A 23,130-nucleotide genomic window follows, 5' to 3' on the forward strand; every position below is an offset into this window, starting at 1 on the left:
CTACGGGGTTGCCGCCGAGCGTGGCTTTCCAGCGTGTGCAGAAGTACGGCCGCGGCCGTCCAGGCTTGGGGAGAAACCCGAGCAAGCATGTGCATACTCCAGCATGCTGGCCTCCGAGGTCGCCGACCTGCACGGCTGCACCCTCGCCTCCACCAACAGTGCCCTGCATCGGGCCCGCGCCACTCCGGCCGAACGCCGGAGCAGGGCCGGCGGGCTCGGCTCCCCGGCGGTCGGCGGTGCCCAGCGGGTCCTGGCCGAGCGGTACGCCACGGCGTTCTCCCGGTACGACATGGAGGAGCTGAGGCTGTTGCTGCACGTCGACGCCACCCTGTCGCTGCCGCCGTACGCGAAGTGGATGCACTGAGTGGCCGACATCGAGTCGTGGCTGACCGGGCCGGCCGTCGGGTGCCGCGGATCGCGGCTCGTCCCGACCGTGGCGAGCGGGTCCCCCGCCTTCGGCCAGTGCCGGCCCCGTACGGACGGGACCGGCTACGAGCCCTGGGCGCTCCAGGTCGTCGAGTTCTCCGGCGACCGCATCGCGCGCATCACGGCCTTCCGCGACGCCACGCTCCTCTTCCCTCTGTTCGGCCTTCCGGAGCACCTGAGCGATGAAGCAGGCCTGGATGGCCCGGCCTGATCACTTGCCGCCCGCGGGAACGGCAGCCGACCGGTGGTCGGCCGGGGCGTCGGCCAGGCGGGCCGTCACCGCGCTCAGCCACAGCAGGCCGAGGCCGGCACCGGCGGTGAAAGCCAGCACCGTCGCGCCCGAGGCCATGAACCCGACGAGGACCGCCACGGTCATGGCACGCGACGCCACGGCCCAGCCGCGGAGTCCTCGGGCGGCGAGCGGGCGGGCCAGAACGACGAACGCGGCGCACAGGGCGAGGTAGCCGATCATTCCCGCGGCCATGTGGGCGGCACCGTGTCCGCTCATCACCGTCGCTTCGGGCGCTCCGGCGGGAAAGCCCGCCCCGGCGTCGGCCGGGAAGGCTGCCGCGGCCCAGAAGGAGACGCCGAACACGCCGACCAGGGCCGGTGCCCACGTCCCGGCGGGGCCGCCGTGCAGAGCCCGTCTCAGCCCGGCCGCACCGGCGAGCAGCAGCGCGCCGGTGACCACGAAGCTCAGCGTCTGAACCCAGCCGGCCTCGCCCAGGGCGAGTTGGCTGATCGCGTTCCGGGTGAAATGAAAGCCGTCGCGCGTGAGGCCTTGGGCGAGTCCGGCCGCGAGGAACAGCGGGCCTGCCACGACGCCGCCGGCCGTGAGCCACCACACCGTGCCTCGCGGCGTTGTGGCGACGGGACGGACTGCGCGGAGCGGGGTGAACGTGCTGGTCATCGGCGTGCCTTCCTCGTAACGACGGTGTCGTCCATATGACCGGCGCCAGGAAGCATAGTTATCGCCCTCGCGGGTGTGCCCTGGGTCACACTTGGGCTCGTTCGATTCTCGTCGGTATCAAGTCCGGGCTCTCCGCGGGACTGGCTGTACCGTTTCGACCCGGACGAGGACTCCCGGGGCCGGAGTGATGGGACGCCACTGTGGCCGGGTCGTCCCGCTGCCATCACCTCATTCCGGGAGAACCCATGACCGACAGCAAGAACATCAACAATCCCGTGGGCATGGGCGGAGGCCAGCGCAAGCGGCTGTCGCGCGCCGAACGGCAGAACAACGGGCCGCACCGCAATCTCGACCGCAAGAGCGCGGCCGAGCAGAAGGCGGAGCTGGTGCGCAAGATGCGGGAGAAGACGGGTGCGAGCGGGGGTGCCGGGCAGGCGGGCACGGCCGAGGGTGCCGGGCAGGCGGGCGATGGCAGCGCTCAGGGGTGACGCGGGCTCCGGAGAGCAGGGCGGCGATCGGCTTCCTGGTGGCTGGACCCTTGCGCGGGTCCGTGATGTCTCCGGGGACCGGGAGGCCGTGGTTCTCGACGCGGACCGTACGGCCACATGGCTGGGCGGCCCCGCGGGTGACGACGAGGCGCTGCGGCCGGAGATCGTGATCGGGTTCCACCAGCTCTGCCTGCTGAAGCCGATCGACAGCGACGACTGGTACATGGGCAGCCTCAACGACGACGGGACCGTCGACTGCTGGTCCGCCTACTCGGACTTCCACGAGGCGTTGAGGGGTTTGTAGCCCGGGGCGGGTGTCGGTTCGTCTTCTGCTGGGGTGAGGCTGGTGGCCCCTTCTCCGATGCTCCGCTCTGAACCCTCTGTACGGTCAAAGTCCTGGCAGGAAGGGGTTCCGGTGGCGAGCGGCACAACGGCGTGGACCGCCGCCGGCGGACGCGTGCTGACCAGCCTCCGGCCGGAGATGCCCGGTCGCTGACCTCCTCGCGGAGGACTGCCGGGCGTGGTGGTGACAGGAGTTCACGCTCACCGGTTCTTCATAGGCACCGTGTCCTTCGCCACCAGCCTGTCTCCCGACCAGCAGAGCCGGTAGAGGTCGACCTCGTCCAGCAGGTCCCGGCCCGAGCGGTAGAACTCGCATGTCGTGCCCGGTGGTTGGGGTGCCGAGCGGGCGTGGTCCGGGGGGTAGGGGTAGGTATGGTCCGGGAGCAGGGGAGCCAGTTCGGTGCGGGGTCGGCCCGGGGTCAGTTCGGCGAAACTGGACGGTGGTAGCGCGCTTGTCGTCAGTTGCCAGGCCAGGAGTACGGCAGCGGGTACGAAGAACGCGGCCGCTACGACCGGGGCCGCGATGGCGGCGGCGTACCGGCGGCGGGCCGCGCCTCGTACGGCGGCGAGCCGCCTCGCGGACTCCGGGCTCGGCTCGCGGGCGGCGCCCCGGTCCCGGGTGCGGGACGGGACCTGGTGCGGGAGGTCGGCCGTGACGCGGAACCCGCCTTCGTACGGGCCGGTCCGCAGGGTTCCGCCGAGGACCGTCACCCGTTCCCGGAGGCCCGTCAGTCCTCGTCCGCCGATGCCGGGCGGCGGTCCCTCCGCCGTCGTCACAGTACCTGTCGGGGCGTCGTTCACGACGCTCACGTGGGTACGGTCCGTCCGGTGGGTGATCCGCAGCCGGATCGCCCCGCCCGGCGCGTGCTTCAGGGCGTTGGTCAAGGCCTCCTGCACGATCCGGTACACGCCGCGTTCGACCAAGGGGGACAGTGCCGGGTCCGTACCTCGCCGCTCCCATCGGACCGGCACGCCGAAGGCGACCGCCCGGGCCACCAGGTCCTCCACCGTGTCGTGGGCGGGGTCGCCCGCAGCCGTACGGGTTCCCGGCTCCGTTCCCGGTTGCCGGTCCGCGTCCCGCGCGTCGTCGTGCAGGACCGCCACGGTCTCCCGCAGGTGTTCCACCGCGTCCGCGACCGTCCCGCGCAGCTCGGCCGGGTCGGCGCGGTCGCGGTCGGTGAGGTCCGGGGAGAGTTCCAGGGCCCCGGCGCGCAGGGCGACCAGGCTCAGGGCGTGGCCGAGCGAGTCGTGCATGTCGGCCGCGATGTCCGCCCGTTCGGCCAGCCGCGCCCGCTCCGCGACCAGGTGCTGCCGCTCCTCAAGCCGCCGGGCCAACTGCCAGCCCTCCCGTACGAGTTCGCGGCGACCACGCACGTACCGCCCGGCCAGCCACGGCAGCAGAAGCGCCGCGGGCAGCACGGCCAGCGTGTAGAACCACCACACGGGCTGGACCCGCAACACCGCGCACATCGCCACATCGACCGCGAGGCATCCGACGAGTACGAGAAGTGGGCCCCGGGCCTCGGCAACCCTGGCCCCCAGCAGGAAGCTCAGGGCGGCCAGCGACAGGACCTGGGCGTTGGCGGGCGTCGCCGCGTCGGCCAGGCCCAGCGCGCACAGCCCGTTGACCAGGACGACCGCGGTGCCCGGCCGAGGGCGCGACAGCGGCACCGCCACCGCCAGGACCGCCAGCGGGAGCAGCAGGTCCAGGAACGGTGACGGCGCGCCCGCGTCCCGGAACCCGTAGACGGTCGCGGCGGCGAGCGTTCCCCACAGCGCCACGTCGACCAGCACGTGCCTGGCCGGGGGCGTACCCAGGTGCGTGCGGATGTGCGGCATGGTGCGTCGACCGCCCCTTCCGATTCCGATGGGTCGCCTGGATCGCCCTAATGGGCCGAATTGCCCGAATCAGCTGATTCGGCTGACCTGTTCGGTCGATTCTGCGGGATCGAGCGCCTTGCCGGCTCCGCCGCGTGGTCCTCACGCGTCCCGGCTGCGCAGCACGTACAGGCCGGCCCCGTGCGCCACCGCCGCCCACCCCGCCACGATCAGCATCGCCACCACCGGCGCGTACGGGGCCTCGGCTCCGGCACGCATGAAGTGGTCCCCCGCACCGTGCGGCAAGTAGTCGTTGACGGGGGCGAGTTCCGGGCCGCCCAGCCCCAGGAGCACGGCCGGCAGCCCCCACAGCAGCGTGACGAGAATCGACAGCGCCCCGGCCGGGTGGCGCGTGGCGAAGGCCGTCCCGGCCGCCAGTACGGCGACGAGCGCCAGGTAGAGGCCGGCGGACAAGGCCTGCCGGAGCGTCGTACCGGCCTCGAACGAGGCGCGTCCGTCGAACGCTCCCCACGCCACCGCCGTGCCCACGACCGCGTACACGACACCCGCGGCGAACGAGACGACGGCCACCACCAGCGCCTTCGCGGCCTGGACCCGGTGGCGCCCGGGCACCCAGAGCAGCGTTGCCCGCACACTTCCCGTCGCGTACTCGGAGGTCACCGCGACCGTCGCCAGAATGACGACGGCGAACTGGATGAGGATGGCGGAAGAGGCCGCCGCGTTCCCGACGGGCTCCACCGGATGGGCGTTGATGCGGGCGATCGAGGCGTAGTAGAAGGTGAAGACCCCGGTGCCCGCCAGGCCTGCGAGGAGGCAGAGGTAGGCGGACCGGACCGACCAGAGTTTCGTCCACTCGCAGGCTACGGCCCCGGCGAAGCCACCAGGTGCCCCGGGGCTGGGTGTGCCGCCTGCGGTTCGAGGGGCGTCCGCCCGGCGGCCGGGGGCTGTCGTCGGCTCGGTCACGGGGTCTCCCCTTCGTGTGCCGCCTCGCTCGCGCCCGGCGTTTTCGTGGTGCTGGCGCCGGTGGCGTACTCGACGCTGCGCGCCGTCAGGTCCATGTACGCCTCCTCCAGCGAGACCCGGACATCGCTCAGCCCGTGCAGCCGGACCCCGCAGTGGTGGGCCAGGTCGCCGATCTCGGCGGCGGTGCGGCCCTCCACGGTGAGTTCGCCGGCCTCGGCCGTCCCGACTCTCACCCCGTCGGCCGCTGCCAGGCGACGGACGAGCGTCGCCCGCTCCCCGGGGTCGGGCACCACGGCGCGCGCCGACGCGGGAGACGCGGCGGCGAGGAACTCCGCCATGGGGGTGTCGCTCAGCAGCCGGCCCCGTCCGATGACAACGAGGTGGTCGGCCGTCAGCTGCATCTCGCTCATCAGGTGGCTGGCGAGGAACACCGTGCGGCCCTCCGCCGCCTGGTCGCGGACGAGCCGGCGGATCCAGCGCACCCCGTCCGGGTCGAGGCCGTTGACCGGTTCGTCCAGGACGAGCACCGGAGGGTCGCCGAGCAGCGCGCCCGCCACCCCGAGCCGCCCGCTCATCCCGAGCGAGTACGTGCCCGCCGGGCGGCGGGCCGCCTTTGCCAGGCCCACCGTCTCCAGCACCTCGTCCACGCGGCGTACCGGGATGCCGTTGGACCGGGCCTGGGCGACGAGGTGTGTACGGCCGGAGCGGGCCGGGTGGACGGCCCGGGCGTCGAGCATCGCCCCGACCGCGCACAGGGGGCGGCGCAGGCTCGCGTACGGTACGCCGGCGATCAGGGCTCTCCCCCGGGTGGGGTGGTCCAGGCCCAGGATCATGCGCATCGTGGTGGACTTCCCGGCCCCGTTGGGACCGAGGAAGCCGGTCACGCGGCCGGCCTTGATGTCGCAGGTCAGCCCATCCACGGCGACGGTTTCGCCGTAGCGTTTCGTGAGTCCTCGGAGGGTGATCACGGAGGCCCTTCGCTGGTGTCGGTCGCTTCGGTCGCTTCGGTTGCTGGTGCCGGTCTCTTCGGTCTCTTACGGAAGCGACGCTAGGAGGCCGCCGCGCCCACGCCCATCGGCCGGACGGCAGCGGTGTCCTGCCTTTCGTCAGGGGTGCGCTCCGCCCTGGGGAGGACCTGCGGGAGTTTCCGGTCCGTGCGGTGACACGTCGGCCCTAGGCTCGCTGTGCGGGAGCGAGGGGAAGGCGGCGAGATGATGTCGGGCAGTCGGCCGGTCCGGGTCCTGGTGGCCGACGACGAGGCGTTGGTCCGGGCAGGCGTACGGGCCATCCTGGCCAGAGATCCGCAGGTCGAGGTGGTCGCCGAGGCGGCGGACGGGCACGAGGCCATCGCTCTCGTACGTCAACACCGGCCGGACGTCGTCCTGTTGGACATCCAGATGCCCGGCCTCGACGGTCTGTCGGCGGTGGCACGGCTCCACCGGGAACCGACACCGGTCGGCGTGATCATGCTGACGACCTTCGGTCAGGACGAGTACGTCACCCGCGCCCTGGAAGAGGGCGCCGACGGTTTCCTGCTGAAGGCGGACGACCCGAGGGAACTGCTCAACGGGGTCCGGGCCGTGGGGGCCGGCGGGGCCTACCTGTCACCCAGGGTCGCCGGGCGGGTCATCGCCGGGATGCGCGCCCACCGGGCGGCCCATCCCCACCGCCCGCTGGAGCGGCTCACGGAACGGGAGCACGAGGTGCTGGCCGGGGTCGGGGCGGGGCTGTCCAACGCGGAGATCGCGGGGCGTCTGCACCTGGTCGAGGGCACGGTGAAGGCGCATGTCAGCGCGGTGCTGGCGAAGTTGGGCGTACGCAACCGGGTGGAGGCGGCGATCGCCGCCCATGAAGCCGGTCTGGTCGGGCCGCCGCCGGGGCAGCGCTGACTCTGTTCGCCGCTGCCCCGGCCGGGCTCGGCCGGGCCCGCCCCGGGCCGGCCGATTCCGTGGCGCCGCCCCCCCGTGGCGTTCCCGTGGCGTTCCCGTGCCCCGGCGGCGGCCCCCTCAGCCGTGCAGCGTCGCGTTGCTGTAGACGTACAGGCCGATCACCCCGACGACGCACAGGACGATCACCCACGAGCCGAGCCCGGTGTGCCGTCCCCTGCCCTTGCGGCGTGCGGCCTTTTCCTGGCGGCGGGCCCGGCCGGACCCGGTCGGCGTCCCGCCCTGCGGGGCCCGTGCCGCGTCGGACGCCGCCTCGGCCAGCAGGCGGCGGCAGGCCGCGGCGAGTACGTCCGTACCGGCGGAGAGCGGGACCACGGCCTCCGAGCGCGCCGGGGCGGTGGTGCCGCCGTCCAGGATGCGCCCGGCGCGTACGAGGATCTCGTCGCGGCCGCCCGCCGGGGCGAGGCTGATCCACCGCCGTACATGCTCGCCCCGGATGACCACTCCTCCGGACCGCTCCCGGTACACGGTGTGCTCGCGCCACAGCACGGCCGCCAATTCCGTAGCGGTGTCGCGCAGTTGTCCCCCCACGATCCCTCCCCCTCCGCTTCCCAGCGAATCGAACAAGCATCGCACTCTACTGGCGTGTGCAGGTTCTGTGTCCGTCAGGGGGCCAGGTGACCAGGGGGCCAGGGGATCGCGGGACTTCGTTCAGCGCACGGGGAAGCCGAAGGAGTAACCCTGCTCCTTCAGCCAGGGCAGGACCTCGCGCAGGGCCGCCACGGTCTCGGAGCGTTCGCCGCCCGCGTCGTGGAAGAGGACGGTCGGCCCGTTGGAGATCTCGCGCTTGACGGTGGCCACCATCGCGTCCGCGCCGGGGTGTTCGAAGTCCTTGGTGTCGACGTTCCAGCCGAGCGGCCGCATCCCGTGGGACGCGGCGAGGTGGCGGCTGTACGGGGTGAAGGCGCCGCCCGGGGCCCGGTAGTACTGCGACCGGACGCCCCCGGACGCCTTGGTGATCATGCGTTCGGCGTCCAGGATCTGCTGGGACTGGTAGGCCTCGGACTTGGTGTCCATGGTGGTGTCGTGCGAGACGGTGTGGTTGCACAGCCGGTGGCCGTCCGCCACGACCTTCTTGACCAGGTCGGGGTACGCCTTGGCCTGGGTGCCCACCATGCAGAACGTGGCCTTCACGCCTTCGTCCTTCAGCAGGCGCAGCACCTGCGGCGTCCAGACCGGGTGCGGTCCGTCGTCGATGGTGATGTTGACGCCCCGCGGGCCGCTTTCGGAGGCGTGCGCGATCTCCGCCGCCACCTTCTTGACCGGCCGTTCCTCGGCGGCCGGTGCGGAGTCGCCGCCCCGCGCCTGCCCGGCGGTGGTGTCGGCCTGGGCGGTCCACACCGAGGTGGCGGCGGCCAGCGCCGTCACGCCGAGCGCCGCCGCGAGGAGCCTGCTGTGCCAGGCCCGTCCCTTGTGCTTCGCCATGTCCGCCCGCCCCTTTTGCCGTCGCCACCCGATGTCGTGCACCCATCCAGACATGCGCGTGCCTGGATGGGATGCCTCGGTTACCGAGCGCGGACATGTCTGAAGGCAGGCGGCGACAAACGCCGAGCTTCTATGACTTCGGCGGTGGGGGCGGGCCGCCCGTGCGCGTCAGCGGGCGCTGTCCTCCGCGAGCGTGTGCGCCACCAGGGCGTTGGCGTGCCCGTGCCCCAGGCCGTGTTCGGACTTGAGCCAGCCGACCAGCTCCATGTGCTTGGTCAGCGGGGAGGCACGGATGAGGTCCTTCCACTCGGCGACCGGGCGGCCGTACTTCTTCTCGATCGAGGGGAAGTAACTGGCGGGGCCCTTCACGGCGTCGGTCATGGCGTGTCCCGTCTGTGGTGTGGATGTGGATGTGGTTCACATGGTGTCGCGCATATGACCGGTTCCGGGCTGCGAAGTCATCGGCGTCCGACTGTCGATCAGATTACGGATCGGTCTCGTCGACCGCCCCCGATATCCGCGCGCCCGTTCGACGCGGCTACGGCATGCTGTGCCGGTGTACGAAAGCCATCTGGCGGTCCTGTGCGAGGGCGACGAACTGCGCAGGCTGGAGCGCTGGGCCGCCCTCCGGCCCGAGGTTCCGCGCGACGACGCCGATGTGCCGAGGGGTGAACACTCGTATGAACCACGGCACTTCGAGCACCACGTGAAGCTTTCCCACGGTGGTGCCGGCCGCCGATCCCGTACACCCCTCCGCGGGGCTCGACGCCCGGCGCCCCTTCCTGGACGCCGTGCCGAGGGACGATGCTGCGGGTGATGGACGACGACGCCGTCCAGCGCACCGTCTTCGACCCCGCCCTCAAGCAGTTCCCGAACGCCTTCCGCACCACCGACCCCGTCTTCCCCTCCCCCGCGGCCACCCGGGCCTGGCAGCGTGCCCGGGCCACGGCGCTCGCCGCCGTACGGGACGGGGTGGCCGCGTCCCCGTGGGCCGAGGCGCTGGTGGTGCGCGGGAGCGTGCTCATGGCCCTGTGGTTCGGCGAGGAGGCGCGCGAGCCCGGTGATCTGGACTTCGTGGTCGCGCCCGCGTCGTGGCGGATGGAGGAGGAGCGGACCTCGGAGCTGCTGGCCGGTGTCGCGGCGCCGCCGAGGCGCGGGCCGCGCAGGGCGCTGGCGGAGTGCGGATCCGCGCCGCCGGGGCGGTGTGCGAGGACATCTGGACGTACGAACGGGTGCCTGGCCGCCGCATGATGCTGCCCTGGGAGGCTCCCGGCATCCCGGGCGGCTGGGTGCAGCTGGACTTCGTCTTCGGCGAGCAGCTGCCGGAGCCGCCCGAGCGGATCGTCCTGCCGTCCGGCGGAGTTCTGTACGGGGCCACCCCCGCGCTGTCCCTGGCCTGGAAGGTGATGTGGCTGATCAACGACGCGTACGCCCAGGGCAAGGACCTCTACGACGCGACCCTGCTCGCGGAGCGGCACCCGCTTCCCTCCGCCCTGCTCCAGGAGGTGTTCCGGCTGAGCGGGGAGTGGCCGGAGATCGGGCGGACACGGGTGGGGAGCCAGGATCTGGACGAGGCACTGGGCTACGTCGAGTGGCATCACTTCACCGGGGAGTACCCGCGGTTCGACGGCCGCGAGGAGGAGTTCGCCGGGCGGCTGCGGGCGGCGCTGGCCCCGACGTTCGCCGACGAACCCGAGTGCCCCTGAGGGCGGTGTCCCGGAGGGCGGTGACCCGGGGGCAGTGCCCCGGGGCGGTGACCCCGGAGAGCAGGGGCATCAGCGCCCTTGCTCACACTGGTACGGACATGGCGTACGGGCGAGCGGAGTGTGCTGCTGCGCGAGTACGTGTCCGCGTTCGCGGCGGATCAGGTACGGCGCGGGGCCTGCACGGACCTGAAGCTGCCGGAGAAGCCGGAGAAGCCGGAGCGGCCCGAGTCGGGGCGGGGATGAGTTCGGGGCGCGGATGAGTCCGGCGGGGATAAGTCCGGCGGGATGAGCCCGGCGGGGATGCGCCGCCCCCGAAGGGGCACCGGAGTCTGGCTCCGTTTTTTGCCTACCCTTTACCCGCATCCGGGGCGATGCCGGGATGGCGGCGCGGCTCAAGTGCGTTGGGGCGGGGTGACCACCCCCGTAACGGACAGGAACCCGACGTGACAGACGTGACAGACGTGACGGACCCGGCAGCCCCGGCGGACATGACGGCACCGGCAGGTGTGCGGGACACGGCGGACGAGGCGAGCGCCGCCGAGCGCGCCACGCGCGCCCTCTCCCGGCCGTTCTCGGTGCGCGGGCTCACCGCTCGGAACCGGATCGCCATGGCGCCCATGACCCGGCAGTTCTCCCCGGACGGCGTTCCGGGGCAGGACGTGGCCGACTACTACACCCGCCGCGCCGCCGCCGACGTCGGGCTGATCATCACCGAGGGCACCTACGTCGACCACGAGTCCGCCGGGACCAGCGACCAGGTCCCCCGCTTCCACGGCGAGGCCGCGCTCGCGGGCTGGGCACACGTCGCGGACTCCGTGCACCGGGCGGGCGGCGCGATCATTCCGCAGCTGTGGCACGTGGGCATCACCCGCACCGAAGGCGCCGGGCCCGTCCCGGACGCCGAGCCGGTCGGGCCCTCGGGGATCTCGCTGAGCGGCGAGCCCAAGGGGCGCGCCATGACGCAGAAGGACCTCGACGACGTCATCGCCGCCTTCGCCGACGCGGCGGCCGCCGCCGAGCGCCTCGGCTTCGACGGCGCCGAACTGCACGGCGCCCACGGCTACTTGATCGACCAGTTCCTGTGGTCCGGCAGCAACCGGCGTACCGACGCCTACGGCGGCGACCTGGTCGCCCGCACCCGGTTCGCGGCCGAGATCGTGGCCGCCTGCCGCGCCGCCGTGTCCGACGCCTTCCCCCTCTTCTTCCGGATGTCCCAGTGGAAGGCGGACGCGTACGACGCGAAGCTCGCCCGGACCCCGCAGGAGCTGGACGCCCTGCTCACGCCGCTGGCGGAGGCCGGTGTCGACGTCTTCCACGCGTCCACCCGCCGCTACTGGCTGCCGGAGTTCGAGGACTCCGACCTGAACCTGGCCGGGTGGGTGAAGAAGATCAGCGGCCGACCGACCCTCACCGTCGGCTCGGTCGGCCTGGACGGCGACTTCTTCAGCGCCTTCCAGGGCAACGGCTCCGACGTCACCGGCATCGAGCAGCTGCTCGACCGGATGGAGCGCGACGAGTTCGACATGGTCGCCGTCGGGCGGGCGCTGATCGCCGATCCCGAGTGGGCGGCGAAGACCCTGCGCGGGCGCACCGCCGACATCACCCCGTTCGGCGCGGAGATGCTGAAGACCCTCCACTGACGATCCCCAACTAGTCCGCTTCTACGCCCTGTTCGCCGCCGCCGGGAGTTCTGCCCGGATCGCGGCGATCAGGGCGCGGCTCGCCTCATGGGCGGCGGCGCTGCCCTCGGTGGGCGACGTACCGGCACGCTGGTGCAGCACGACACCGATGACCAGGCGGTCGGCCCCGGCGACCTTCTGCCGCGTGGCCCAGACGAGGTTGCCGCCCGCCGGGGTGGACGAGCCCGTCTTCAGACCGACGACCCCGTCGCGCCCGAGCAGCTTGTTCGTGTTGCGGAAGGTCACCCCGGCCCCCGGGGCCGTGACGGAGGCGGTCGCCACGATCCGCCGGAAGGCCGGGTCCTTCATCGCGGCGCGAGCCAGGGTCAGTTGGTCGGCCGCCGTGCTCCGCGTACTCGTCTCCATCCCGCTCACCCCGGTGTACGTGGTGGCCCGCATGCCGAGCCCGGCGGCGGTCCGGTTCATCTTCGCGACGAACGCCTTCTCGTCACCCGCGTCCCAACGGGCCAGCAGCCGGGCCACGTTGTTGCCGGACGGCACCATCATCAGCTCCAGCAGCCGCCGTTGGGTGTACTTCCGCCCGGCGAGCACCGGTGCCGTCGTCTCGACGGAGGAGTACGACTCGTCGGCCGCCCGCTGGTCGGCGACCACGGTCACGCCGGGCGCGTCGGCCCGCATCGGGTGGTCCTTGAGGATCACGTACGCCGTCATGACCTTGGTGACGCTGGCGATCGGAACCGGCTTCTGCTCGCCCCGGGTGCCGAGGCTGCCGATCCCCTCGACCGCCACGCTCGCCTGGCCCTCGCGCGGCCACGGCAGGTTCAGCGACCGGGCGAGCGGCGCCACCCCCTCCCCCGTGCCGCCGTCGCCGCCCGGCCCGACCGTGGACCGGCTGCCGCCCCCGGCCGCGTACCACCCGTACCACCCTCCCGTACCGGCCACGAGCACCACGGCGGCGGTCAGCGGTACGAGGACCGAGCGGCGGAGGAGGAGACGGAATCGAATCCGGTGTCGGAAGCGGGCACCCCTCCCAGGGGGAGCGGGGATAGTGGGCGCTGCGGGCATGGGTTCCTCCAGAGGGCACCGGTGCGGTTTCCCGTACCGGATTCACCTTCGAGGAGTCGTTCTTCCGGACCCGTACGGCACCGTTTCCACGGCCGCGAGACTGCGTTGCGGTTCCGTATCAGGCGACGGGTGAGCGCGGAGCCAGGTCGAGGGTCGCGACCGCTCCCCCGTCCGGGGCGTTCGCGAAGGTCAGCCGGGCGCCGAGCACCTCGGCCTGACCCTGGGCGACGGTCAGGCCGAGGCCGTGCCCCCGGCCGCGTTCGCTGGCACCGGTACGGAACCGCTGCGGGCCGCGCTCCAGCAGGTCGGGCGGGAAGCCGGGGCCGTGGTCGCGTACGGCGATCCGCGCGCCGGTCACGGTCACCTCGACGGGGGCCGCGCCGTGCCGGTGGGCGTTGGTGACGAGGTTGACCACGATCCGCTCCACCCGGCGCGGATCGGTCTCCACCACCTCGGCGTCCGCCGCGCCGACGCGGGTGTCCGTGCCCGTACGCCGCACCACGTCGGCGACCAGTTCGCCCAGCGGCACCGGATCGAGGCGGGCCCGCTCGGCGCCCGCGTCCAGCCGGGAGATCTCCAGCAGGTCCTCGACCAGCGCGTTCAGGGCCCGCAGCCGGTCCCGCACGAGATGGGCCGCCTCGTCGTCCTCGGGCAGCAGCCCGGCGGCGGTGACCAGGCCCATGAGCGGGGTGCGCAGTTCGTGCGCGACGTCGGCGGTGAACCGGCGCTCGTTCTCCAGCTTGCGCTGGAGGGCGGCGGCCATGTCGTCGACGGCCGCCGCCATCTCGGTGACCTCGTCGCGGGCCCGCCCGGCCGGGCCGATCCGGGCGTCCAGGTCGCCGTCGGCGATACGGCGGGCGGTACGGGCCCCGTGGCGCAGCCGCCGGTTGACCGGTTCCGTGGCGAGGGCGGCGAGCGGGACGACGAAGAGGAGGGCGGCGAGGACGGATTTCACGATGCTGCGGTCCAGGAGCTGGAGGCTGCGGACCTCGGTGCTCATGTCGTCCCGGACGACGAGGAACCGGTCGTCGGCGACGGCCACGGCACCCCACATCCAGTACCAGTTGGGGGGATCGGCGTCGTACCAGGTGGCGTAACCGCCCGTGTCCGGCCGGTCCGTCCCCGGCTGCTCCGCGAAGGTCGCGAGGTCGCGCGCCAGCGGTTCCGGCAGCTCGTCCCTGCTCCGTACGTCGATGTCGGCCGGAGCCTTCCCCGTACGGTCGTACTCGCGCTCGGCCGCGATCAGCCGGGTCAGCGTCCGGTCGGTGCCGACGCGCAGGCCGCGTTCCCGGGTCGCGTCGTGCACCAGGAAGCCGACGACGGCGGCGACCGCGCAGCACGCGGCGGCGGTCAGCGCGGCGATCTTCCAGCGCAGGGCGCGGGGGTTCAGCAGGGCGCGGGGGTTGAGGAAGTCCACGGCGGTCGGCGGCCGCTCAGCCGCGGACGAGCTTGTAGCCGAAGCCGCGGACGGTCTCGATCCGCCCGCTGCCGATCTTCTTGCGCAGCCGCAGCACGCACAGGTCCACCACCCGGGTGTCGCCCTCCCAGCCGTAGTCCCACACGTCGCGCAGCAGCCTGCGGCGGTCGAGGACCGAGCCGGGCGCGGCCGCGAACTCCAGCAGGAGCCGCAGTTCGGTGGGGGTCAGCGACACGGTCGCGCCGGCCCGGCGGACCTCCATGCCGAGGGTGTCGACGGTCAGGTCGCCGAAGGTCAGGATGTGGTCGGGGGCCCGGTCCCGGCCGGACTTCTCGGGTGTGGGGCCGTCCGGGCGGAAGGTCGCGCGGCGCAGCAGGGCGCGGATGCGGGCGACCATGACGGCCGTGTCGACCGGCTTGATCACATAGTCGTCGGCCCCCGCCTCCAGGCCCGCGACCACGTCGAGGGCGTCGCCGCGCGCGGACATCATCAGGACCGGGACGGAGCTCTCCTCGCGGATACGGTGGCAGAGGCCGATGCCGTCCAGCTCGGGCAGCATCACGTCGAGGATCAGCAGATCGTGCGCGCCCGCGCGGAAGGCCTCCAGCCCGCTGAGCCCGTCGGCGGCCACGTCGACCCGGTAGCCGTAGCGTTCCAGGGCGAGTTGGACGGCGCGGCGGATGGTGGCGTCGTCCTCGACCACCAGCACGCCGACGGGGGCGGGGCCGGGTGCCGGTCCTCGGGCTTCGGACACGCTGCCTACCTGGGCGTTCGAGGTCATCGGCCGGTCAAGTCGATCGGTCATCGGTCGGTCGCATCGTAGTCGGGGGAGGGCGGAGGACCCGGTCACCGGATCAGCGTGGCCGCGACCGGGAGGTGGTCGCTGCCGGTGGCGGGCAGGGTCCAGGCGGCGCGCGGGGTCATCCCCCGTACCAGTACGTCGTCGATACGGGCCACCGGGAACGCGGCGGGCCAGGTGAAGCCGAAGCCGTCGCCCGCCTCCCGTTGCGCGGAACGCAGCTGCGAGGTCACCGGGGCCAGCGCGCCGTCCTGATACGTACCGTTGAAGTCGCCCAGCACCACCACCCGGGGCGCGGGCTCCGCCCGGAGCGCGGCGGCCAGCTCGCGGGCCGCGTCATTGCGCCGGCCGGTCGTGAAACCGGCCGCCGAGACCCGTACCGACGCCAGATGCACCGCGTACACGGCGACGGGCGGCCCGTCCGGGGCCCGCACCGTGGCGCGCATCGCGCGGGTCCACGGCATGATCGGCACCTCCTTCACACCCGCCAGCGGGTGCCTGCTCCAGATGCCGACGCCGCCGAGCACGGCATGGTGCGGGTAGGCGGCGGCCAGCTCGCGGGAGTAGACGGCGGCCGACGCGTCGGACAGCTCCTCCAGCGCCAGGACGTCCGCCTTCGCATCGGCGAGCACGCGCGCGGTGCCGGCCGGGTCGGTGTTTCCCTCGTCCACGTTGTGGCTGACCACCGTCAGTCCGCCGGCGCCGGAACGCTTGTCGGGACGCTTGTCGGTGAGGGCTCCGCCGAAGAGCGTGACCCATACGACGGCGGGCGCGAGCACGGCCACGGCGGCGAGCCGGGACCGGAGTACGGCGGCGAGCACGAGCAGGACCGGTACGCCGAGGCCCGTCCACGGCAGCAGCGTCTGGAAGAGGCTGCCCGCGTTGACGCCCGCGTTCGGGATCCACGCGTGCAGCGCCATCGCCGCTGCCCAGACGAGGGCCGCTGCGGCGGCGAGCCAGGGGGCGGCGCGGCGGCGGGCGGCGAACCGAGTGGGAGCGGAGCCGTCGGAACCGGAGCCGCCGGGACCGGAGCCGGTGGAATCCGGCCCGGCGGGGTCGGAGCCGAGGTCGGGCGTCCTGTCCGTGGCAGGCACTGCGGCTTCCGGTGGGCTCTGCACGGCACTGGTCTCCTGACGGGCGGTCGCATACCTCGGGGATCGGGTACGTCGACAGCCTCCGGGAACGCCGCTTCCGGCCGGTCAGGGGCGTACTTCGAGCACCGCGCGACTCTGTTTCAGGTACGTATCGGTGCGGGGAGGCACCGGCCCGCGGGAGGCTCCAGCAGCGCCCGGACGCCGCGCACCGCGTCCTCCGTGCCCTCCGAACCCTCCCGGCCTCCCCGCTCCCCCGCCCCGAACGCCTCCGTGAACGCCGGTGCGCCCAGGACCGCCCTCGCCGCCGCCGTGACGCGGTCGACGTCGCCGCGTTCGGCGGGCGGCAGTGGGGCACCGGCCCGGCGGCGGGCGGCAGCGGCGGCGCCGAGGAGGCGGGCGGCGCAGACGGCGGCCGGTCCGTCCCCTATCAGGGCCGCCGCCCCGGCCAGGCCCTCCAGGGACAGGGCCAGGGCGCGCGGCTCGGCGAGGACGCGGGCGATGTCCAGGCCGCGCAGGTGGTGCGCGGCGGCGGCGCCCGCCTCGCCCCGGAGTTCGGCGATGAAGCCGAGCTCCGCGCAGAGCAGGTGGTCCCCCGCCCGGGAGGACACGGCGGCGAACCCGTCGCGAATGCGCAGGAGGTGTGCCTCGGCGGCGTCGAGGTCGCCGGAGCGGCGGGCGCCGAGGGCGAGGCCCATCCCGGAGTGGATCTCGCCGTACGTGTAGCCCTGCTCGGCGGCGATGCGCCGGGCCCGCTCGTGCAGATCGCGGGCCCGGTCCCAGTCACGGGCGAGCAGCGCCAGCCGGCCGAGCCCGGAGAGCCGGGCCGACACCTCGGCCTCAAGCCCCAAGTCCCGCGCTATTCGGAGCCCTTCGAGCTGGCGTTGCTCGGCCTCCTCGTACGCGCCCTTGATCTCGGCGAGCACGGCGAGCGGGGAGACCGTCTGCAACTCGCCCCAGCTGTCGCCCAGTTCATGGAAGAGCGCGGCGCTGCGCCGCCCGTCGCGGCCGAGTCCGTCGAGGTCCCCGCCGGTGAGTGCGAGCGTCGACCGGAGGCCGAGGGCGGCCGCGGTGCCCCACGGGTCGTCCTCGGCGGTGGCGAGGGCGAGCGCGCGGGCGTTCAGCGCCTCGGCCCCGGCCGTGTCGCCCGCACTGAACAGGCCGTACGCGCAGAGCCACAGCGCGCGGGCGCGGCGCACGGGGTCGGGGACGGCCTCGGCGACGGCCGCGATCCCGGTCGCGACCGCATCGGTGCCGGACACCCCTGTGGCACTGCCCGTCTCGCCCGTCTCACCCGCATCGCCCGTCAGCAGGGCGAACGCCCGGTGCAGGAGGACGAGTTCGGCGGAGTCCTCGGGCACGACCACCAGGACCGCGTGCAGGCTCCGGCGGGCCTCGGTGAGGCGGCCGCGGAGCAGCCACCACCAGGCCAGGGCCGTCGCCGACCGCACGGCCTCGTCCACCGCCCCCGGGGAGTCCGGCGCGCGGCGCACCGCCTCGTCGAGGGCGGCCCGCAGATTCCCGGCCTCGGTGTCGAGCCGGTCCAGCCAGCGGCGTTGCTCCGGACCGCGCAGCCGGGGTTCGGCGCGTTCGGCGAGGGTGAGGTAGTGGAGCAGGTGGCGTCGGCGTACGGCCGCGAAGCCATCCGTCGCGTGCAGGTGCTCCGCCGCGTACGCGGCGACGGACTCCAGGAGCCGGTAGCGCGGCCCGTCCGGACCGTTCGCCACGACCACGAGGGACCGGTCGACGAGCCGCCCGACGAGGTCGGGGACGTCCTCCCGTGCGACGCCGTCACCCGCGCACACCGCCTCGGCCGCCGCGAGATCGCAGCCGTCGCGGTGGACGGCGAGGCGGCGCAGGACGACGCGTTCGGGTACGCCGAGCAGCTCCCAGCTCCAGTCGATCATCGCACGCAGGGTCTGCTGCCGGGCCGGGGCGCCCCGCTGTCCGGTGGCGAGGACCCGGAAGCGGTCACCCAGCCGCTCCGCCAACTCCCGTACGCCCAGAGCTCGTACGCGGGTGGCGGCGAGCTCCAGCGCCAGCGGGATGCCGTCGAGGCGGCGGCAGATCTCGGCGACGGCCTCGCGTTCGGGCCCGTCCGGGTCGCGGGGGAAGCCGGGGGCCGAGGCCCCGGCCCGCTCCACGAACAGCCGGGCGGCCTCGGCGGGCGGCAGCGGGTCGACCAGGAACACGGCCTCGCCCGCCAGGCCGAGGGGTTCCTGACCGGTGGCGAGGATGCGCAGCCCGGGGGCCGTGCGCAGCAGCAGCTCGGCGAGCCGGGCGGCGGCGTCCACGACGTGCTCGCAGTTGTCCAGGACCAGCAGGGTCCGGCGGTCGCGCAGGACGGCGGCCAGCCGGTGCGGCAACGAAAGGTCCCCGGCGCCGGGGCCGGTACCTGCACCGGTTCCGACTCCCGCGCCCGGCACGGCGCTCGGGGCGTCGTCGCGAATACCGAGGGTGGCGGCGACGATCTGGGCGAGGTCGGCGGGCGTCCCCGTACGGACACCCGCGAACTCGACGAACCAGATGCCGTCCCCCGGGCCGTCCGCCGCGGGCCGGTCCCTCTCCGCGGTGGCGGCGGCGACCGCCAGCCGGGTCTTGCCGACCCCGCCGGGCCCGGTGAGGGTCACCAGCCGTTCTCCGACAAGGAGTTCAGCGATCCGGGCGAGCACGTCGTGACGCCCGACCAGGGGCGTGAGCGGAACCGGAAGGTTCTCCTGAGGACCAGGAACAACAGGAGGAACCGGAGGAACCGAAGGAACCGAAGCAACGGGAACGACGGGAGCAACAGCAGAAGCAACAGGCGGCATCAGCACCGGATCCTGCCGGAGCACCGCCCGTTGCAGGGCCGCGAGTTCGGGCCCGGGATCGACGCCCAGCTCCTCGACGAGGCGGCCCCGGAGGTCGTCGTACGACGCGAGGGCCTCGCTCTGGCGCCCCGCCGAGTACAGCGCCCGCATCTGCACCGCGCGCAGCCGCTCCCGCAGTGGATGCCGGGCCACGAGGTCGGCCAGCTCCCCGGCGAGCAGCACATGGTCCCCCGCCTCCCAGCGGGCCTCCGCCTGCTCCTCCAGCACCGACAGCCGCTGCTCCGCGAGGCGTTGGGCGGCCTCCCGGGCGAACGGGGCGTCCGCGAAGTCGGCGTAGGCGGGGCCCCGCCACAACGCGAGTGCCTGGGTGAGCAGTTCGGCCCGGGTGCCCGGATCCCGTACGGGGCGGGCTTCCGTCACCAGGGCACGGAACCGGTCGGCGTCCACCTCGTCCGTACCGCGCTCCAGCCGCAGCCGGTAGCCCGGGGGCTGCCGCACCACCCGGTCGCGGCCTAGCGCCCGGCGCAGTTGGGAGACCTTGGCCTGGAGCGCGCCCGCGGGGTTCCCGGGCGGCGCGTCGCCCCACAGGTCGTGGATGAGCCGGTCGGCGGAGACCGGGCCGCCGCCGTGGGCGAGGAGGTCCGCCAGCAGGGCCCGGACCTTGCGCTCGGGGACGGTGACGGTGTTCCCCTCGCCGTCCTCCACCACCAGTGACCCGAGCACCCCAAACCGCATACGCGCCACCGTACATGCGAGACATGCGAGGAAAACGCTGGTCGCGGGCGTTCCCGAAAGACTCCCGAAGGACTCCCGAAGAACTCCCGAAGGTTTTCCGAAGCCCTCCGGCGCACAGTCCTGCTCACCCGTAGAAGCCGATCACGTACCGGGAGACCAGGAGCCGACTCCATGAGCACCGCACCCGACACCACCACCGCCGCCACGTCTCCCGCGAAAGCTGATCCCCGGAACGGCAAGCTCCCGCTGCTCGCCCTGCTGGCCCTCGCCACCGCCGTCTTCGTCACCAGCCTCACCGAGACCCTTCCCGCAGGCCTGCTCCCGGCCATGAGCGACGACCTCTGGGTGAGCGAGTCCGCGACCGGGCAGACGGTCACGGTCTACGCGATCGGCACCGCCCTCACCGCGATCCCGCTGACGGCGGCCACGGCCGGATGGCGGCGCAAGCGGCTGCTGCTCGCCGCCATGGCCGGATTCGCCCTCGCCAACACCGTCACCGCCGTGTCGTCCGTGTACGAACTGACCATGGCGGCCCGGTTCGTCGCCGGGGTCGCGGCCGGGCTGGCCTGGGCGCTGCTCGCCGGATACGCGCGGCGGATGGCACCGGTTCACCTCCAGGGCAAGGCCATCGCCATCGCGATGGCCGGCATCCCGGTGGCGTTGTCGCTCGGCGTGCCCGCCGGGACCTTCCTCGGCGACGCGCTCGGCTGGCGGGTGGCGTTCCTCGCGATGACCGCGCTGACCGTGCTGCTCCTGCTGTGGATCTTCGCGGCCGTGCCGGACTTCCCCGGGCAGGGGCGCGGCGAGCGGCCGAGGATGCTGCGGACGCTGCGCATCCCGGGGGTGAGCCCGGTCCTGTTCGTGACGCTGGTCTTCGTCCTGGCCCACACCATCCTGTACGCGTACATCGCGGCGTACCTCGACGACCTGGGCCTGGGCGGTTCCACCGGGCTGATCCTGCTCGTCTTCGGCGCGGCCTCGCTGGCGAGCATCGGGATCACCGGCGTCCTGATCCACGACCGGCTGCGCGCCCTCACCGTCACGGGCGCCCTGCTGGTCGCCCTCGCCGCGGCGGTCCTGGCCGCCCTCTCCGACACCACCGCACTCGTCCACGCCGCCGCCGTGCTGTGGGGCCTGGGCTGGGGCGGGATCCCCACCCTGCTCCAGACCGCCGTGGCCGACGCGGGCGGCGAGTCCGCCGACGCGGCCCAGGCGATGCTGGTCACGCTCTGGAACGCCGCCATGGCGGCCGGCGGCATCGTCGGCGGGATCCTCCTCGACACCTTCGGCAGCGCGTCCTTCCCCTGGACCGTGCTGCTGCTCCTGCTGCCGGTGATCGCGGTGGTGCTGTACGCCCGCGGCGCGGGGTTTCCGGCCCGGCGGATCAGCGGGGCTCGGTGAGCGGGCCGTACGCGTCGGGGCGGCGGGTGGTCAGGAACGGGAACAGTTCCAGCCAGTCGCGGCGGGCGTCCAGGTCGAGGTCGGCGACGAGGACGGCGGGCTCGTCGCGGGGGGCCTGGGCCAGGACGCGGCCGTACGGGTCCACGATGAACGAGCTGCCGTAGAAGGTGAGGCCGTTCTCGGCGCCGATGCGGTTCGGGACGACCATGAAGGTGGCGTTGGCGATGGCGTTGCCGGTGATCACCTTCTGCCAGAGCGGCTGGGAGTCGAAGCCGGGGAAGCCGGGCTCGGAGCCGATGGCGGTCGGGTAGACGAGGACGTCGGCGCCGGCCAGCGAGTAGGCGCGGGCCAGCTCGGGGAACCACTGGTCCCAGCAGGTCGGCAGGCCGAAGCGGGCCTCGTCGACCTCGACCAGCGGGAAGGCGTCGTCGCCCGCAGGGCCGGCCCGGAACCAGTCGTCCTCGTAATAGCCCTCGGTGACCGGGATGTGGGTCTTGCGGGTGCGCTGGGCGAGGGTGCCGTCGGGGGCGACCAGGATCGCGGTGTTGTAGCCGAGGCCGTCGTCCTCACCGCCGGGCGCCGGGGCCTTCTCGTACAGCGAGGCGTGGACGTACACCCCGTGCTCCCGCGCGGCCTCGGCGGCGAAGGTGAAGGTGGGGCCCGTCAGCAGCTCCTCCGGGGCGGCCGGCTCGGGGTGGTCGGCGCGCCGGACGACCGCGAAGTACGGCGAGAGCGTCAGCTCCTGGAGGCAGACCACCCGGGCGCCCTCCGCCGCGGCGAGCCGGATGCCCTCCAGCAGGGCGGCGCGGTGCTCGGCCGGGTCGCGGTGCCACCGCTGCTGTACGGCCGCGACGCGCAGCGGGGCGCGCTCGGCAGGGCGGGTCCGGGTCGGGGAGGCGGGCGGGCTGTACGCGGTGATCAGACGCATGACCAGTTCCAGGGGCGAGGGGGGCGGGGGACGGGGAGGCTGAGAGCGGAGTGCCGGAACGTTCCGGCAACGGATCGAATCTAACTCTGCCGGAACGTTCCGGCAACCCTCCGGGCCGTACGGCCGCCGGCGTCGACGCACCCCCTAGACTTCACCCCCGTGACCTCCCGCACCGTGACCCTGCTCGACGTAGCCCGTGCCGCCGGGGTCTCCAAGAGCACCGCGTCGGACGCGCTCCAGGGGTCGGGGCGGGTCGCCGAGGCCACCCGGGACCGGGTCCGCGCGGTGGCGGAGCAGCTCGGCTACCGGCCCAACAGCGCCGCCCGACGGCTGCGGCGCGCCAGCACCGGGGCCGTCGGCCTGCATCTGCCGGCCACCGCGACCCGGCTGGACTACTACATGAACCTCGCCTTCGGGGCGGTCGAGCGCGCCCAGGAGGACGGGCTCGACATGGTGCTGCTCGCGCCGTCGGGAGCGGCGGGCGGGCGGATCGCCTCGCGCGTCGACGGGCTGCTGGTCATCGACCCCGAGGCGGGCGACAGCGCGGTGCCCGGGCTGCTCGACGCGGGCGTCCCGGTGGTGACCGGCGAGCGCTACCTCGGCCCGGCCACCGGCCCCAGCGCCGCCGTGATCTGCGACAACGCCGCCTCGCTGACCGCCCTCCTCGACCATGTCACCGAGCGCGGCGCCCGCCTCCCCGCCCTTCTCGCCCCGTCCGGGTCCTCCGCCTGGGCGACCGCCCTGCGCGCGACGGCCCGGTCCTGGGGGCGGGCCCACGGGGTGGAGGTGGCGCTGCGCACCGTGCCGTTCGCGGCGACCCCGGCGGAGGCCGAGGAGACCACCCGGGCCCTGCTCACCGCGGACCCCGCCGTCGACGCCGTGATCTGCGCCCCCGACGGCTCGGCCCCCGGCGTCCTGCGCGCGGCGGCCGCCCTCGGCCGGGAGGTCGGCGGCGGCGCGAAAAGCGGGAGCGGCCTGCTCGTCGCCGCCTGCGTCGACGGGCCCGCCACCCGAGGCGCCGAACCGCCCGTCACCGCCGTCGACCTGCGCCCCGCCGCGTACGGCCGCGCCTGCGCCGAACTGCTCTGCGACATCCTCGCGGACCGCGCCGCCCCCGACACCGTCCGCCGCCACGCCTGGTCCCTGGAGACCCGCGCCTCGACCGGGTCTCCGGGCTGAAGCGCCACGCGGCCGGCCGA

Annotated in this window: 22 protein-coding genes and 1 pseudogene; 10 read left to right on the forward strand and 13 right to left on the reverse strand. The window is 73.8% G+C overall.

Features of this window, described 5'->3' with window-relative positions; all coding sequences use genetic code 11:
• Positions 1-103: 103 nt before the first annotated feature.
• On the forward strand, positions 104-364 hold the full coding sequence (locus A3Q37_RS37860; protein WP_255311870.1) for a hypothetical protein: 261 nt from the start codon (positions 104-106) through the stop codon (positions 362-364).
• Positions 365-637: a hypothetical protein gene (locus tag A3Q37_RS37865; RefSeq protein WP_255311871.1), complete on the forward strand. Its 273-nt coding sequence runs from the start codon at positions 365-367 to the stop codon at positions 635-637. It begins immediately after the preceding gene.
• Here the strand turns inward: A3Q37_RS37865 and A3Q37_RS19605 are convergent, their stop codons facing one another.
• Positions 638-1,336, reverse strand: coding sequence for a DUF998 domain-containing protein (locus A3Q37_RS19605; RefSeq protein ID WP_065486412.1), 699 nt, complete (start codon positions 1,334-1,336; stop codon positions 638-640).
• 245 nt (positions 1,337-1,581) lie between these two features.
• Between A3Q37_RS19605 and A3Q37_RS19610 the strand changes: the two genes are divergently transcribed.
• Both A3Q37_RS19610 and A3Q37_RS19615 read left to right on the forward strand, forming a co-directional pair.
• Positions 1,582-1,824, forward strand: coding sequence for a DUF6243 family protein (locus A3Q37_RS19610; protein ID WP_065486415.1), 243 nt, complete (start codon positions 1,582-1,584; stop codon positions 1,822-1,824).
• The gene (locus tag A3Q37_RS19615) at positions 1,805-2,128 is read left to right on the forward strand and encodes a hypothetical protein (protein WP_079137876.1); all 324 of its coding nucleotides are present in this window, start codon (positions 1,805-1,807) and stop codon (positions 2,126-2,128) included. The genes A3Q37_RS19610 and A3Q37_RS19615 overlap by 20 nt, the downstream gene beginning before the upstream one ends.
• Positions 2,129-2,367: 239 nt before the next feature.
• On the opposite strand, the gene A3Q37_RS19620 is transcribed toward A3Q37_RS19615, so the two are convergent.
• The 3 genes from A3Q37_RS19620 to A3Q37_RS19630 form a co-directional block, all read right to left on the reverse strand.
• A complete protein-coding gene (locus A3Q37_RS19620) occupies positions 2,368-4,005 on the reverse strand; it encodes a sensor histidine kinase (RefSeq protein ID WP_065486419.1) in 1,638 nt (545 codons plus the stop codon).
• A 141-nt stretch (positions 4,006-4,146) separates the two neighbouring features.
• Positions 4,147-4,968, reverse strand: coding sequence for an ABC transporter permease (locus A3Q37_RS19625; RefSeq protein ID WP_065486421.1), 822 nt, complete (start codon positions 4,966-4,968; stop codon positions 4,147-4,149).
• Positions 4,965-5,936: an ATP-binding cassette domain-containing protein gene (locus A3Q37_RS19630; RefSeq protein ID WP_065486423.1), complete on the reverse strand. Its 972-nt coding sequence runs from the start codon at positions 5,934-5,936 to the stop codon at positions 4,965-4,967. The genes A3Q37_RS19625 and A3Q37_RS19630 overlap by 4 nt, the downstream gene beginning before the upstream one ends.
• Positions 5,937-6,179: 243 nt before the next feature.
• On the opposite strand from A3Q37_RS19630, the gene A3Q37_RS19635 reads away from it, so the two are divergent.
• Positions 6,180-6,857 (forward strand): response regulator transcription factor, encoded by a 678-nt coding sequence (locus tag A3Q37_RS19635; protein WP_065486428.1) that lies wholly within the window; start codon positions 6,180-6,182, stop codon positions 6,855-6,857.
• 117 nt (positions 6,858-6,974) lie between these two features.
• On the opposite strand, the gene A3Q37_RS19640 is transcribed toward A3Q37_RS19635, so the two are convergent.
• The 3 genes from A3Q37_RS19640 to A3Q37_RS19650 all read right to left on the reverse strand — a co-directional run bounded on the left by A3Q37_RS19640 (position 6,975) and on the right by A3Q37_RS19650 (position 8,720).
• The gene (locus tag A3Q37_RS19640; RefSeq protein ID WP_255311872.1) at positions 6,975-7,445 is read right to left on the reverse strand and encodes a hypothetical protein; all 471 of its coding nucleotides are present in this window, start codon (positions 7,443-7,445) and stop codon (positions 6,975-6,977) included.
• A gap of 120 nt (positions 7,446-7,565) precedes the next feature.
• The gene (locus A3Q37_RS19645) at positions 7,566-8,339 is read right to left on the reverse strand and encodes a polysaccharide deacetylase family protein (protein WP_065486432.1); all 774 of its coding nucleotides are present in this window, start codon (positions 8,337-8,339) and stop codon (positions 7,566-7,568) included.
• A gap of 168 nt (positions 8,340-8,507) precedes the next feature.
• On the reverse strand, positions 8,508-8,720 hold the full coding sequence (locus A3Q37_RS19650; protein ID WP_065486434.1) for a DUF4287 domain-containing protein: 213 nt from the start codon (positions 8,718-8,720) through the stop codon (positions 8,508-8,510).
• A 401-nt stretch (positions 8,721-9,121) separates the two neighbouring features.
• On the opposite strand from A3Q37_RS19650, the pseudogene A3Q37_RS19660 reads away from it, so the two are divergent.
• The 3 genes and pseudogenes from A3Q37_RS19660 (at position 9,122) to A3Q37_RS19665 (ending at position 11,685) form a co-directional block, all read left to right on the forward strand.
• Positions 9,122-10,045 (forward strand): annotated as a pseudogene (locus A3Q37_RS19660) (nucleotidyl transferase AbiEii/AbiGii toxin family protein).
• Between the two features lie 78 nt (positions 10,046-10,123).
• The gene (locus A3Q37_RS37280; protein WP_176711461.1) at positions 10,124-10,288 is read left to right on the forward strand and encodes a hypothetical protein; all 165 of its coding nucleotides are present in this window, start codon (positions 10,124-10,126) and stop codon (positions 10,286-10,288) included.
• Between the two features lie 245 nt (positions 10,289-10,533).
• Positions 10,534-11,685 carry an NADH:flavin oxidoreductase gene (locus tag A3Q37_RS19665; RefSeq protein ID WP_065486589.1) on the forward strand — a complete coding sequence of 384 codons (1,152 nt, stop codon included), beginning with the start codon at positions 10,534-10,536 and terminating at the stop codon, positions 11,683-11,685.
• A gap of 21 nt (positions 11,686-11,706) precedes the next feature.
• Here the strand turns inward: A3Q37_RS19665 and A3Q37_RS19670 are convergent, their stop codons facing one another.
• The 5 genes from A3Q37_RS19670 to A3Q37_RS19690 form a co-directional block, all read right to left on the reverse strand.
• Entirely contained in the window at positions 11,707-12,636 is a 930-nt protein-coding gene (locus A3Q37_RS19670) for a D-alanyl-D-alanine carboxypeptidase family protein (RefSeq protein WP_176711468.1), read from the reverse strand.
• A gap of 232 nt (positions 12,637-12,868) precedes the next feature.
• Positions 12,869-14,167, reverse strand: a complete 1,299-nt coding sequence (locus A3Q37_RS19675) for a HAMP domain-containing sensor histidine kinase (protein ID WP_176711462.1) — start codon at positions 14,165-14,167, stop codon at positions 12,869-12,871.
• A gap of 16 nt (positions 14,168-14,183) precedes the next feature.
• Positions 14,184-14,948 (reverse strand): two-component system response regulator CseB, encoded by a 765-nt coding sequence (gene cseB, locus A3Q37_RS19680; protein WP_065486438.1) that lies wholly within the window; start codon positions 14,946-14,948, stop codon positions 14,184-14,186.
• Positions 14,949-15,013: 65 nt separating this feature from the next.
• Complete coding sequence (locus A3Q37_RS19685) at positions 15,014-16,060, reverse strand: endonuclease/exonuclease/phosphatase family protein (RefSeq protein ID WP_079137877.1); 1,047 nt, start codon at positions 16,058-16,060, stop codon at positions 15,014-15,016.
• Positions 16,061-16,200: 140 nt separating this feature from the next.
• Positions 16,201-19,602, reverse strand: coding sequence for an AfsR/SARP family transcriptional regulator (locus tag A3Q37_RS19690; RefSeq protein WP_176711463.1), 3,402 nt, complete (start codon positions 19,600-19,602; stop codon positions 16,201-16,203).
• A gap of 171 nt (positions 19,603-19,773) precedes the next feature.
• Here A3Q37_RS19690 and A3Q37_RS19695 point away from each other — a divergent pair, with 171 nt between their 5' ends.
• Entirely contained in the window at positions 19,774-21,003 is a 1,230-nt protein-coding gene (locus A3Q37_RS19695; RefSeq protein WP_065486442.1) for an MFS transporter, read from the forward strand.
• Here the strand turns inward: A3Q37_RS19695 and A3Q37_RS19700 are convergent.
• Complete coding sequence (locus A3Q37_RS19700; protein ID WP_065486444.1) at positions 20,987-21,931, reverse strand: carbon-nitrogen hydrolase; 945 nt, start codon at positions 21,929-21,931, stop codon at positions 20,987-20,989. The two genes, A3Q37_RS19695 and A3Q37_RS19700, sit on opposite strands and share 17 nt — an antisense overlap.
• 159 nt (positions 21,932-22,090) lie before the next feature.
• Here A3Q37_RS19700 and A3Q37_RS19705 point away from each other — a divergent pair, with 159 nt between their 5' ends.
• Positions 22,091-23,110, forward strand: a complete 1,020-nt coding sequence (locus tag A3Q37_RS19705) for a LacI family DNA-binding transcriptional regulator (RefSeq protein WP_065486446.1) — start codon at positions 22,091-22,093, stop codon at positions 23,108-23,110.
• Positions 23,111-23,130: the final 20 nt, after the last annotated feature.

It is taken from the genome of Streptomyces sp. PTY087I2, assembly GCF_001687325.1.
GTDB lineage: Bacteria > Actinomycetota > Actinomycetes > Streptomycetales > Streptomycetaceae > Streptomyces.